The 11,640-nt window shown below is 73.5% G+C and carries 12 protein-coding genes; 1 reads left to right on the top strand and 11 read right to left on the bottom strand.

From position 1 onward, the window contains the following. The 4 genes from ACFU6K_RS16240 to ACFU6K_RS16225 all read right to left on the bottom strand — a co-directional run. Window positions 1-2,357: chromosome segregation SMC family protein (locus ACFU6K_RS16240; protein WP_380663566.1), on the bottom strand; the 2,357-nt coding region annotated here is incomplete at its 3' end. A gap of 155 nt (window positions 2,358-2,512) precedes the next feature. Beyond that, entirely contained in the window at window positions 2,513-2,716 is a 204-nt protein-coding gene (locus tag ACFU6K_RS16235; RefSeq protein ID WP_045702518.1) for a hypothetical protein, read from the bottom strand. A 458-nt stretch (window positions 2,717-3,174) separates the two neighbouring features. After that, a complete protein-coding gene (locus ACFU6K_RS16230) occupies window positions 3,175-3,474 on the bottom strand; it encodes an acylphosphatase (protein ID WP_350524600.1) in 300 nt (99 codons plus the stop codon). Between the two features lie 137 nt (window positions 3,475-3,611). Further along, complete coding sequence (locus tag ACFU6K_RS16225; RefSeq protein ID WP_380663564.1) at window positions 3,612-4,979, bottom strand: transmembrane domain-containing protein; 1,368 nt, start codon at window positions 4,977-4,979, stop codon at window positions 3,612-3,614. A gap of 320 nt (window positions 4,980-5,299) precedes the next feature. On the opposite strand from ACFU6K_RS16225, the gene ACFU6K_RS16220 reads away from it, so the two are divergent. Then, a complete protein-coding gene (locus tag ACFU6K_RS16220; RefSeq protein WP_380663563.1) occupies window positions 5,300-6,220 on the top strand; it encodes a hypothetical protein in 921 nt (306 codons plus the stop codon). 6 nt (window positions 6,221-6,226) lie between these two features. Here ACFU6K_RS16220 and mutM read toward each other — a convergent pair whose 3' ends face one another. The 7 genes from mutM to rsmD form a co-directional block, all read right to left on the bottom strand. After that, window positions 6,227-7,105: a bifunctional DNA-formamidopyrimidine glycosylase/DNA-(apurinic or apyrimidinic site) lyase gene (mutM, locus tag ACFU6K_RS16215; protein ID WP_380663561.1), complete on the bottom strand. Its 879-nt coding sequence runs from the start codon at window positions 7,103-7,105 to the stop codon at window positions 6,227-6,229. A gap of 54 nt (window positions 7,106-7,159) precedes the next feature. Beyond that, window positions 7,160-7,951, bottom strand: coding sequence for a ribonuclease III (gene rnc, locus ACFU6K_RS16210; RefSeq protein WP_049653387.1), 792 nt, complete (start codon window positions 7,949-7,951; stop codon window positions 7,160-7,162). A 20-nt stretch (window positions 7,952-7,971) separates the two neighbouring features. Continuing rightward, window positions 7,972-8,145, bottom strand: coding sequence for a 50S ribosomal protein L32 (rpmF, locus tag ACFU6K_RS16205; protein ID WP_030056747.1), 174 nt, complete (start codon window positions 8,143-8,145; stop codon window positions 7,972-7,974). Between the two features lie 2 nt (window positions 8,146-8,147). Beyond that, entirely contained in the window at window positions 8,148-8,792 is a 645-nt protein-coding gene (locus ACFU6K_RS16200; protein ID WP_380663560.1) for a YceD family protein, read from the bottom strand. A 174-nt stretch (window positions 8,793-8,966) separates the two neighbouring features. Beyond that, window positions 8,967-10,181, bottom strand: a complete 1,215-nt coding sequence (locus ACFU6K_RS16195; RefSeq protein WP_380663558.1) for an ATP synthase F0 subunit B — start codon at window positions 10,179-10,181, stop codon at window positions 8,967-8,969. A gap of 187 nt (window positions 10,182-10,368) precedes the next feature. Beyond that, the gene (gene coaD / locus ACFU6K_RS16190; RefSeq protein ID WP_049653382.1) at window positions 10,369-10,860 is read right to left on the bottom strand and encodes a pantetheine-phosphate adenylyltransferase; all 492 of its coding nucleotides are present in this window, start codon (window positions 10,858-10,860) and stop codon (window positions 10,369-10,371) included. Window positions 10,861-10,909: 49 nt separating this feature from the next. Next, a complete protein-coding gene (gene rsmD, locus ACFU6K_RS16185) occupies window positions 10,910-11,494 on the bottom strand; it encodes a 16S rRNA (guanine(966)-N(2))-methyltransferase RsmD (RefSeq protein ID WP_375877283.1) in 585 nt (194 codons plus the stop codon). Window positions 11,495-11,640: the final 146 nt, after the last annotated feature.

Genomic DNA, 11,640 nt, shown 5'->3' with positions numbered 1-11,640 from the left:
GCCCCGGCCAGCCGCTGCTGGTCGGCGGTGTCCGGCTCGTCCTCCCCGGCCTGGGTCGACTCCTCGGCGGCGGCCAGGCGCCGTGCCGACTCCTCGGCGCCGTCGAGCAGTTCGGCCAGCCCCTGCTCGGCGCGCGCGGCGGCGTCCGACAGCCGCCCGGCCTCGCCGGCGGCGGCGCGGGCCTGCCCGCCGAGCCGGCCGAGCGCCCCGGCGACCTGGGCCCGTTCCTTCTCCTCCTGCCGTCTCCGCTCGGCGAGTTGCTCCACCTCGGCGGCCGACTCCCGTCGCCGCTCGGCGAGTCGGGCCAGCCGCTCGGCCGACTCGGCGCAGCGGACGGTGAGTTCGCCGATCGCCCGGGCCGCCTCGTCCACCGCCGCCCGGGTCTCCAGCAGGCTCGGCGCGCCGCCGGACCCGCCCTGGGCGAAGCCGGCGCCGAGCCGGTCCCCGTCGGCGGTGACGGCGCACAGCGCGGGGTGCCCGGCGACCAGCCGCAGCGCCCGGTCCAGGTCCGCGACCACCGCCACCCCGGCCAGCAGTCGCCGGACCGCGCCGAGCAACTCGGCCGGGCCGTCGACCAGTTCGGCCGCCCAGCGGGCCCCGTCCGGCAACTCCCCCGCCGGCTCGGCCGTTTCGGCGGCACCGGCGATCAGCAGCGCGGCCCGGCCGGCGTCCTCGGCCCGCAGCAGTCGCAGGGCTCCGGCGGCGGTGGACGGCGAGTCGACGGCCACCGCGTCGGCCGCCGCACCGAGCGCCGCGGCGATCGGCACCTCGTACCCCGGCTCGATCCGCAGCAGCGCGGCCGCCGGGCCGAGCAGTCCGCCCAGCCGCTCCCCCGCGTCCAGCAGCGCGCCGGTGCCGTCCTTGCGGCGCAGCCCGAGGGAGAGCGCCTCGTGCCGTGCGGTCAGCCCGGCCCGCTCGCGCTCGGCGGCGGCGGACGCCTCCCGGGCCGCGGCCAGTTCCCCTTCCACGGCGGCGAGGTGCTCGCGCGCCCGCCGGTACCGGGCCTCGGCCTGCTCGTCCTCCCCGGCCAGGCCGTCCACCTGCCGCTGGAGTTCGTCCAGCTCGCCCCGGGCGGCCTCGGCGCGCAGCAGCGCCTCGTCCCTGGCCTCGGCGAGCCGGCCGATCTCGGCCTGCGCGGCGGTGGCCCTGGACCGGGCGGCGGCGGCCTGGCCCTGCAGCCTGGCCAGGCCCTCCCGGCGGTCGGCGATGGCCCGGGCGGCGTCCCGCAGTCGGCGCTCCTCGGCGGCCAGCTCCCGCTCCAGTCCGCTCTTGCGCTCGACCGCCTCGGCCAGCGCGTACCGCGCCTCCTCCAGCGCCTCGGTCAGCGCGGCCTCCTCCTCGCGGACCCGCGCGGCCTCCCGTTCCGTGTCCTCCGGATCGCGCCCGCGCCGCTCCTCGCCCCGGCCCCCGGCGACGGCGTGCCGGGCACGGGCCTCGGCCAGCCCGATGGTGCCGCGGGTGCGTTCGGCGAGCGCGGAGAGCCGGTACCAGGTCTGCCGGGCGGTCTCCAGTCCGGGGCCGAGCTGCTCGACCTGCGCCTCCAGGACGCGTTCGCGCTGCACCGCGCGGGCCAGCTCCTGCTCGACGGTGGTGCGGCGCAGCCGCAGCGCCAGTTCGTCCGCGACCTCGGCCTCGACGGCCCGGCGGAGCACGCACAGGTCGTCGGCGAGCAGCCGCAGCCGGGCGTCGCGCAGGTCCGCCTGGATGCCGGCGGCCCGGCGGGCGATCCGGGCCTGCCGGCCGAGCGGTCCGAGCTGGCGGCGCAGTTCGGCCACCAGGTCCTGGGCCCGGTTGAGGTTGGCCTGCATCGCGTCCAGCTTCCGCAGCGCCTTCTCCTTGCGCCTGCGGTGCTTGAGGACGCCGGCCGCCTCCTCGATGAAGGCGCGCCGGCCCGTCGGGTCGGCGTGCAGCACGGAGTCCAGCTGGCCCTGCCCGACGATGACGTGCATCTCGCGGCCGATGCCGGAGTCGGAGAGCAGCTCCTGGATGTCCAGCAGGCGGCAGGTCTCACCGTTGAGGGCGTACTCGCTGCCGCCGTTGCGGAACATGGTCCGGGTGATGGTCACCTCGGAGTAGTCGATCGGCAGGGCGCCGTCGGTGTTGTCGATGGTGAGGCTGACCTCGGCCCGGCCGAGCGGGGCGCGCCCGCTGGTCCCGGCGAAGATGACGTCCTCCATCTTGCCGCCGCGCAGCGACTTGGCCCCCTGCTCGCCCATCACCCAGGACAGCGCGTCGACCACGTTCGACTTGCCGGAGCCGTTCGGGCCGACGACGCAGGTGATGCCGGGCTCGAAGCGCAGGGTGGTGCTGGAGGCGAAGGACTTGAACCCGCGCAGCGTCAGACTCTTCAGGTGCACGCGGCCGGTCCCCTCTATCGCTCACGACGGGAACCGACTGTATCCGGAGCCGGACACGACGAAGGGACGCCACATCCGGGCGTCCCTTGCAAGCTGCGTCCCTTTCGGGGCGGCTCGGTGCACAGCGGCGTCGATCTGCGAGGACCGGGCGGGACTCAGGTGAGAGCCGGCTCCCGCTGATCCAGATCGATGCTGTTGAGCAGCGAGTGCTCGTCAGCGACAGCGGTGAGAGCGTCGTTCTCAGCCTGCATCCGAAGGAGCTCCGCTTCAAGGTCCTGGACGCGCTGCTGAAGCCGTCGCATCTCGGAGAGCATTCGCGGGTCGGGGCCGCCGACGTACCCGAGAAGCGCCTTTGCCATGATGAATGGTCCTCCACGCTGAGTGACCGAACCGGAACGGTACAGGTCTAGGGGGAAGGGGGACGCACGCGCGGCGCGTCACCGGAAGTGCTGGCTGGGCACTGCGGCACAACCACCGTGAGCTGGGCTCACGGGGGCATGCGCCTACCGGGAGAACGCGGTCGTGTGCGCGGGCTTCCAGCGTCTCACCAAAGACGGAAAGGGTCAACACGATCACCGCACGCTACCGCGGCCCTGTCACCTGCCCGGCGGTGTCATCACGCCTGGGGGGCTTCGGGACGGGTCCACCTCGTGCTCGTGGATCATCGTTCGATGCGGAGTCAACCACGAGTCTGCCCGGATGGCAACCTCGTGACACCGCCGGTTCCGGATCTTTTCCCGGGAGCCCGCGCGGAGCGCCGCCCAAGGGCCGCCGGGACACCGCCGAGGGACCGTCGGGGGCCCCGGTCCGGAGCGGCTCAGCGGATCTCGAAACCCTCGTAGCCGGGGCCGACGGCCGTCCAGATCTCGGTGACCCCGCTGACGTTGCCCGGGGTCCCCGGGCCGCGCAGCCGGGCCAGCAGCTGCTCGCAGTCGGCCGCGAGCCCCTCGGCCACCACCTGCACCCGGCCGTCGCCGAGGTTGCTGGCGTAGCCGGTCAGTCCGATCTCCAGCGCCCGTGCCCTGGTCCACCAGCGGAACCCGACCTGCTGGACCTTCCCCCGGACCCAGGCGGTCACCCGGACCGGTTCCTCACTGTGGGCGTCGCGACCGTGCATGCCCCGACCCTAGCCGTCCGCGCCCCCGGTCACAGCTCGGCCCCGGCCCGCCCCCGCGGACGACGCCCCCGCGCGAACGGGAGCGGCCCCGCCGGAGAACCGGCGGGGCCGCGGGAGCGTGCGGTCGGCGGGGCGGGTTACCAGTCCCCGCCGCCGAAGTCGCCGCCGCCACCACCGAAATCGCCACCGCCGCCGAAGTCCCCGCCGCCGAACCCGCCGAAGTCGCCGCCGTTGAAGTCGGCGCCGGTGAAGTCACCGCCCTCGTGCTGGTCCTGGTAGCCGTGGCCACCGTCCATCATCGGCGCGGCCGCGTAGGCCGGGGAGCTCATCATCGAGCCGAGCATGGTGCCGACCAGCAGGCCCGGCAGCAGTCCGCCGCCGCCGAACCCGCCGAAGTAGCCGCCCGCCCAGGGCGCGTACGCCGGGCCGGCGTTCCAGTACGGCTGCGGGCCGTGCTCGGTGTCGACGGTGCGGACGGCCGGGTCGAGGCCGGCCGCCAGCCGGTCCGCGTCGGCCTGGCAGACCGGGACGGTGCGCGCGGCGCCGCCGGCCGGGGACCAGTCCACGTCCTTGACGGACGGGCCGTGCCGCGGGTCCATGAAGCACGGGGGACGGCGCTCGGGCAGCGGCTTCTTCTCCCGCCGGGCGGCCAGGGTGGCCAGCGAGAAGCGGCCGTCCTCGATCGCCTCGGTGACCTGCTTGACGTCCTCGGGCTTCTTCGCCTCGTCCATCAGCCGCTTGGACTTCTCGTACGAGTCCAGGGCGTGGCTGTAGTCGGTGCGCTGGGCGTCGTCGGCGTCGGCCGCGGCCGGGCTGAAGTCGAGCCGCTCCAGCTCCACGCCGAAGGCGGTGATGTCCTCGTCCACGACCCGGCGCAGCTGCTCCAGCTCGGCCCGGGCCTGGGCCTCCTTGCGCTGCTTGGCGCGGCGGAAGAGGAAGAAGACGCCGGCGCCGGCCAGCGCGACCAGCACCACCGGGATGACCACCCAGGCGATCGAGGTGCTGTGGTTGACCCCGGTGCCCTTGGTCTGCGGGGCGGCCTGGTCGACGAAGTCGTTCAGGGTGGCGTCGATGTCGCCGTTGTGGGAGCGGAAGGCCGCGCCGGAGATCCGCTCCGGGACGCCGGCGCCGAGCGCGCCGCGGTCGGCGCGGGCGGTGAACTGGTCGCCGCGCCAGACCGCGTAGACGCCGTCGACGCCGACCGTGGTGCGGAGGTCCTTGAAGACCGTCGCCTTGGCGAAGGCCGGCGAGTCGGGGACGACCGCGACGAAGATCGGCTTGTCCGCCTTGTCGATCTTCTTGGTCAGGGCGTCGGCCTGGGCCTGGCTGAAGCGGCTGGTCATGGCCGGGTCGACGTAGACCTGGCCCTTCTTCAGGGCGGCGGTGGCGTCGCTCAGGCCGCCGGCCGCCGAGGCCGCGGGCGCCAGCAGGAGCAGCAGCCCGAGCAGCGCCGCCACCAGGGCTAGCGGCCCGGCGCCCCGGGAACGTCGTGCAAGGGTTCTCATGCCCCCGACGCTACCGTGACCGGCCCCTGAGCACGCCATACCCTTCGCATACTGGTACTGACAAGACTCCCCGCCGACCGCCGGGGCCGCTCCCCTCCTCGGGGATGATGTTTCCCCCGGCCACCCCTGAGTCGGGGCCCGCGCGGGAACCGCGGGAGGCCGCCGGACGTACGTCCCGGCAGGCCCGGCCCCGCTCCGGGGCACTCCGGGGGGCGTGCCGACCGTACCGTGCGGGCGGGCATAGTGGTCCCGGACCACCGGTCCCATTGCCTTTTCTTTACTCAGACCGTTCTCGACCCACCTCCCGATCGGAGTTCTCGGTGATCATCGGCCTCGTCACCGCCGTGGCGGCATCCGCCTGCTACGGCACCGGCTCGGTCCTCCAGGCCGTCGGCTCCCGCCGCTCCGCCCGGGAGGAGGCGGCCAAGGGCGCCACCAGCTCGACCACCGAGCACGGCGGCCCGAGCCTGTCCTCGACCGCGAAGGCCGCCGTCACCTGGGAGTTCATCCTCGGCACGGTGCTCGACCTGATCGGCTTCGGGCTCGGCGCGCTGGCCGCCCGGCTGCTGCCGCTGTTCCTCTCCCAGACCATCATCAGCGCCAACCTGGTGATCACCGCGGTGCTCAGCATCAAGCTGCTGGGCATCCGGCTCAAGCAGCTGGAGTGGGCCTCGATCGCCGTGCTCTGCTCGGCCCTGGTGCTGCTGGCCGTCTCGGCCGGGCCGGAGGGCGGCCACCACGCCGCGATGGCCTTCCACTGGTGGCTGCTGATCATCACCACCGTGCTGCTGGTCGGCGGCAGCCTGCTGGTGCGGCGGATGGGCTCCAACGGCGCGATCGTCGCCGGTCTGCTCTCCGGCCTCGGCTTCGGCGCCCTGGGCGTCGGGGTGCGCATCCTCAACGGCATCGAGCCGTTCGCGCTCGGCGAGCTGCTCTCCGACCCGGCGCTGTACGCGGTCCTGGTCGGCGGCATCGGCGGCATGTACATCCACACCGTGGCGCTCCAGATCGGCTCGGTGAACGGCGCGACCGCCGCGCTGGTGGTCGGCGAGACGGTGCTGCCCGGCGCGGCCGGCGTGCTCTGGCTCGGCGACTCCTCCAAGGCCGGCCTGGGCTGGCTCGGCGTGATGGGCTTCCTGCTGGCGGTGGTCGCCGCGGTCGGGGTCGCCTACTTCGGCCAGGACACCCACGGCGCGCCCGGGGAGCCGGCCGCCGACGAGCCGGAACTCGCCCGGAAGTAGCCCGCCTCAGCCCTCGCTGCGGGCGCGCGGCACGCGCTGGCAGCGGGGGCAGAAGTAGCTGGAGCGGTTCATCCAGGCCGCCCGCCGGATCGGGGTGCCGCAGCGGCGGCAGGGCTCCTGCTCGCGGCCGTAGGCGTCGAGGTCCCGGGAGAAGTAGCCGCTCTCGCCGTTCACGTTGACGTAGAGGCTGTCGAAGCTGGTGCCGCCGACGGCGAGCGCCGCGCTCATCACGTCCCGGGCGTTGGCCAGCAGCAGCAGGGCCTGCGGGCGGGTGAGCGTCGCGGTCGGGCGGTCGTAGTGCAGCCTGGAGCGCCACAGCGCCTCGTCGGCGTAGATGTTGCCGACGCCGCTGATCAGGGTCTGGTCGAGCAGGGCGCGCTTGACGGTGGTCCGCTTGGCGCGCAGCGCGGCCACGAAGGCGGCGTCGTCGAAGCGCGGGTCGAGCGGGTCGCGGGCGATGTGCGCGATCGAGACCGGGGTGCCCTCCGGGTCCCCGTCCTCGGCCTCCTCGACCGCCAGGCCGCCGAAGGTCCGCTGGTCGACGAAGCGCAGTTCGCGCCCGCCGTCGGCGAAGCGCAGCCGGACCCGCAGGTGGGTCTCGTCGGGTACGGACGGGTCCTGGACGAGGAGTTGGCCGCTCATCCCGAGGTGGCCGATCAGCGAGAACCCCGCCCCGGCGCCGGCCAACGGCACCCACAGGTACTTGCCGCGCCGCTGCGCGGTGCCGAGGGTGGTGCCGGTCAGCCGGGCGGTGAAGTCCGCCGCGCCAGCCGGCTGGCGGCGCACCGCGCGCGGGTGCAGCACCTGGACGTCGGCGACCGTCCGTCCGGCCACCCAGGTGGCCAGACCACGGCGGACGACCTCGACCTCGGGAAGTTCGGGCACGGGAACACGCCTCCTGCTCGGTACGGATCAGCAGGAGTGAAGGCTACTGCGGGATCACGCGCCGGCGGGCAGCCGGTCGGCGTACTTCTCCTTGATCGCGCGCCAGGCGCTCTCGGCGGCCTTCTGCTCGGCTTCCTTCTTCGAACGGCCGACGCCGCTGCCGAAGTCCTCGCCGGCCACCCGGGCCGCCGCGGTGAAGGTCTTCTCGTGGTCCGGACCGGACTCCATGACCACGTACTCCGGCACTCCGATGCCCACCGAGGCGGTGAGCTCCTGGAGGCTGGTCTTCCAGTCCAGGCCGGCGCCGAGCTGAGAGGACTCCTCGATCAGCGGGTCGAACAGCCGGTGGACGAACTCGGTGGCCGCGTCCAGTCCCTGGTCCAGGTAGATGGCGCCGATCACGGCCTCGACGGTGTCGGCGAGGATCGACGACTTGTCGCGGCCGCCGGTACCCTCCTCGCCCTTGCCGAGGCGGATGAAGGTGCCGAGCTCCAGGCCGCGGCCGACGTCCGCGAGCGCGCGGGAGTTGACCACCGCGGCGCGCAGCTTGGCGAGCGTGCCCTCCGGGACGTCCGGGTGGACGCGGTAGAGGGTGTCGGTCACCACGAGGCCCAGCACCGAGTCGCCGAGGAACTCCAGGCGCTCGTTGGTGGGCAGCCCACCGTTCTCGTACGCGTACGAGCGGTGGGTCAGGGCACGTACCAGAAGGGCGCGCTCGAGCGTGTACCCGAGGCGCCCTTCCAGAACGTCGTATTCGGTCGAAGCCGGCCCGCCGGCCTTGCCGCCGCCCGAAGAGGAACCCTTCGGGGCGATGGTCGCCTTGCGGGTGGAGTTACCGTCCGACATCGATCCGTACACCCCGCCGATCAGACCGAGAGGACCTGGCGACGGTTGTACGTGCCGCAGCTCGGGCACGCGATGTGGCCCAGCTTCGGCTCGTGGCAGCGGTCGCACGCCACGAGGGCCGGAACAACGGCCTTCCAGTTGGACCGACGGTGGCGCGTGTTGCTGCGCGACATCTTCCGCTTCGGAACAGCCACGGCTACTTCTCCTGGTTCTCGGCGAGACCCTCACGGGTGTCGCTGTTCTTAGATCCGTCACCCTCGTCGCCGGGGGCGGCGGAGAGTCCCTGCAGAGCCGCCCACCGGGGGTCGACGGCATCGTGGTGGTGCGCCGGGTCGTCGCTCAGGCGCGCTCCGCATTCGGAGCACAGGCCCAGGCAGTCTTCCTGGCACACCGGCTGCAGCGGCAGTGCGAGCACCACCGCGTCACGCAGCACCGGCCGGAGGTCGAAGAAGTCGCCCTCCAGACGGTAAGTCTCTTCTTCCGAGTCCTCGTCGAGGTCCTCGGTCCCGGTGGTCCGGGCGCGGTGGCGCTCGTCGGACTCCGGGTAGTAGTACAGCTCCTGGAAGTCCACGTCGATGTCGAACTCGACGGGCTCCAGGCACCGGACGCACTCGCCCTCGACGCCCGCCTCGGCCGTGCCGGTGACCAGCACGCCCTCGACCACGGACTCCAGGCGGAGCTCCAGCTCGATCGGGCTCTTCTCCGGCACGCCGATCACGTCGATGATCCCGAAGCCCTCGGGGGCCTCCAGGGTCCGGCTCACCTTGCGCATCGAGCCCGGGCGACGACCGAGCTCGTGCGTGTCGAACACGAGGGGGTCGCGGTGGTCGAGGCGGTTCACGGTGTCCTGACTTCCATGGGGGGTTCTTCGATTGCGTCTCCGTCCGGTCGGCGTTGCGCGGGCAAGCCGACAGCCGGACATGGAGAGGCCGGAGTGGTCAGACTACCGGAGTCTCCCGTCAGGCCCAACTTCGGTCCCGTCGGGAGACTCCCGCACCGTCGCGGCGGGGCCGGTTCAGCGGCCGCCGAGCTCCCGCAGCCTGGTCATGTCGATCATGCTGGTGTCGAAGAAGCTGGTCTCGTCCAGACCCTGACCCTGGCCCTGGGCCTGCCCCTGCCCGTGGCCCTGGACCTGCCCGTGCCCCTGCTGCTGGTGCGGCACGGCCGGCGGGAGGGCGGGCTGCTGGGGGTAGGCGTAGTCGTCGTACGGCTGCGCGGCGTAGCCCGGCTGCTGCTGGGGATAGCCGTAGCCCTCCTGCCGCTGGTCCTGGTAGCCCTGCTGCTGGTAGCCGCCCTGCTGCTGGCCCCACTGGGTGTTGTAGGGGTCGCCCTGGCCGGCCGGGTCGTAGCCGCCGCCGTACACCTCGGCGTACTGCCCGCCGGGCTGCTGGGCGGCCGCGTACTGCTCGGTGCCGGGGGCCTGCCAGCCGGCCGCGGCCGGGGTCTGCTCCGGCCAGGTCTGCTGCTGCGGGACGTCCTCGCGGTACCAGGCGATGTCCCCGCCGTCGGGGTCGTGGGCGAAGCCCGCCGCCACCGCCTCGGCCCGCTCCTTGGCCTCCTGGGCCTGGTCGGCGGCGGCCAGGTAGGCGCCCAGCTCGTCGATGGGCCGCTTGCCGAGCAGCTTGTCCCGGCCCTTGCCGACCGCCTCCAGGGTGGCGCCGAGCACGTTCTCCAGGGTGGCGAGCTTCACGTCGACGTACTCGTCGACCTCGGGGCTCGGGCTGATCCGCTGCGGGCGGAACTCCTCGCCGTCGCTCTCGCCCTCGGGCTCGGCCTCGAAGACGCTGGAGTCGCCGCGCAGCTTGGTGCGGCCGCGGCCGACGGCGCCGAGCGTCTTGGTCAGCACGACCTCGAAGTTGGCGAGCTTGCTGTCCACGTAGTCGTCGGCCTCGGCCAGCTTGGCGTCGACCTCGGCACGCGCCTCGGCGAGGATCCGGTCGGCCTGCGCCTGGGCCTGGCGGACCACCTCGGTGTCCGAGATCAGCGAGCCGCGCTCGGCGTGCGCGCCCTGGATGATCCGGTCCGCCTCGGCCTGGGCCCCGGCCACCACCTGCTCGTGGTCGGCCATCACCGACTGGGCCTGGGCGAGTTCGGCGGGCAGCGCCGACCTGAGGTCGTTGAGCAGGCCGATCAGCTCGGCCCGGTTCACCACGCAGGAGGCCGACATCGGCATCGAGCGGGCGTTCTCGACCGCCGCCACGATCTCGTCGACCTTGTTCTGCACGTCCACGGGGCTTCGTCTTTCCGTGTGCCGCCGACGGTCCGGCGGAGGCAGGCCCGACGCGGTGAACCTCACCGCGGGGCAGGGATACAGACTGTACGGCCACTGCCCAGCGGGGTCACAACGCCTGAGCCGAACCGGTCTCCGGGGAAACGGACATGACGTGACGAACCGGCAGGAACCGACAGGCAGTGGACTACTGCGCCGCCTTGCGCTCCGCGATCCGTTCGACCAGCCGGCCGTGCACCGTCTCCGGCAGCAGGTGCGAGACGTCGCCCCCGTACGAGGCGACCTCCTTGACCAGCGTCGAGGAGAGGAAGCTGTACGTCGGCGAGGTCGGCACGAACAGCGTCTCCACCCCGGTCAGGCCGTGGTTCATCTGGGCCATCTGGAGCTCGTAGTCGAAGTCGCTGACCGCGCGCAGGCCCTTGATGATCGCGGGGATGCCGCGCTCCCGGCAGTAGTCCACCAGCAGGCCGTGGTGCGACTCGACCACCACGTTCCCGAAGCCGGCGGTGACCTCCTCGATCAGGCCGATCCGCTCCTCGACGGTGAACATGCCCTGCTTGTTCCGGTTGATCAGGACCGCGACATGCACCACGTCGTACAGCTTCGAGGCCCGCTCGATGATGTCGAGGTGGCCGTTGGTGATCGGGTCGAACGAACCGGGACAGACGGCTCGGCGCATGGCGTGTGTGCTCCCTCGTGGGGTGACGGCTGCTGCGGGCCGCGGCCCGCTACTCCTGCTCGCCGGCCGCGGCGGCGGCGCGACCGTACCAGAGCGTGCCCTCGCCGTAACGGCGGGAGCGCAGCTCCTCGAAACCCTCGGGCCAGGCGAACCCGCCGCCGCGGGTGCTGCGCTCCACGGTGACGAGCGTGTCCTCCGCGAGCCAGCCCCCGGCCAGGAGTGTGATCAGCATCTCGCGGACCTCCTCGTCGGTGACCGCGTACGGCGGGTCGAGGAAGACCAGGTCGTACGGGCTCTGCGGGGGCGGGCCGACGATCACCTTCTCCGCCTTGGCGGCCCGCACCTCGGCCCCCGGCAGGCCGATCGTCCGGACGTTCTCCCGGATCACCCGGGCCGCCTGGGCGTCCGCCTCGACCAGCAGGACGTGCTCGGCGCCGCGCGACAGCGCCTCCAGCCCGACCGCGCCGGATCCGCCGAACAGGTCGAGCATCCGGACCCCGTGCAGGGTGCCGCGCAGCGCCTCCAGGGTGGAGAACATCGCCTCACGGGCCTTGTCGGAGGTCGGGCGGGTGCCCCGGCCGGGCGGTACGGCCAGCCGGCGGCCGCCGGCCGCCCCGGCGATCACGCGGGTCATGGTGGTGGGAGGTCCTTTCGTCGCTGCCCGACCACGCTATCCCGATCACCGCACCGCGCTCACGCCGGAGGACCCAGTGCTCGCGCCGGACGGGCGCGCGCTCACGCCGGACGGCCGCGGGGCCGCGGGGGGTACCCCCCCCGGGC

The organism is Kitasatospora sp. NPDC057512, assembly GCF_042802135.1.
Taxonomy (GTDB): domain Bacteria; phylum Actinomycetota; class Actinomycetes; order Streptomycetales; family Streptomycetaceae; genus Kitasatospora.
Note: the sequence above shows the minus strand (reverse complement) of the source record. Positions and strands in the feature narration are given on the sequence as shown.

What these genes read in the sequence shown, in the direction of transcription:
- ACFU6K_RS16235 (WP_045702518.1), bottom strand. Translation starts at nt 2,716, where the DNA reads ATGGCAAAGGCGCTTCTCGGGTACGTCGGCGGCCCCGACCCGCGAATG.
- ACFU6K_RS16230 (WP_350524600.1), bottom strand. Translation starts at nt 3,474, where the DNA reads ATGCACGGTCGCGACGCCCACAGTGAGGAACCGGTCCGGGTGACCGCC.
- ACFU6K_RS16225 (WP_380663564.1), bottom strand. Translation starts at nt 4,979, where the DNA reads ATGAGAACCCTTGCACGACGTTCCCGGGGCGCCGGGCCGCTAGCCCTG.
- rnc (WP_049653387.1), bottom strand. Translation starts at nt 7,951, where the DNA reads ATGTCGGACGGTAACTCCACCCGCAAGGCGACCATCGCCCCGAAGGGT.
- coaD (WP_049653382.1), bottom strand. Translation starts at nt 10,860, where the DNA reads ATGCGCCGAGCCGTCTGTCCCGGTTCGTTCGACCCGATCACCAACGGC.
- rsmD (WP_375877283.1), bottom strand. Translation starts at nt 11,494, where the DNA reads ATGACCCGCGTGATCGCCGGGGCGGCCGGCGGCCGCCGGCTGGCCGTA.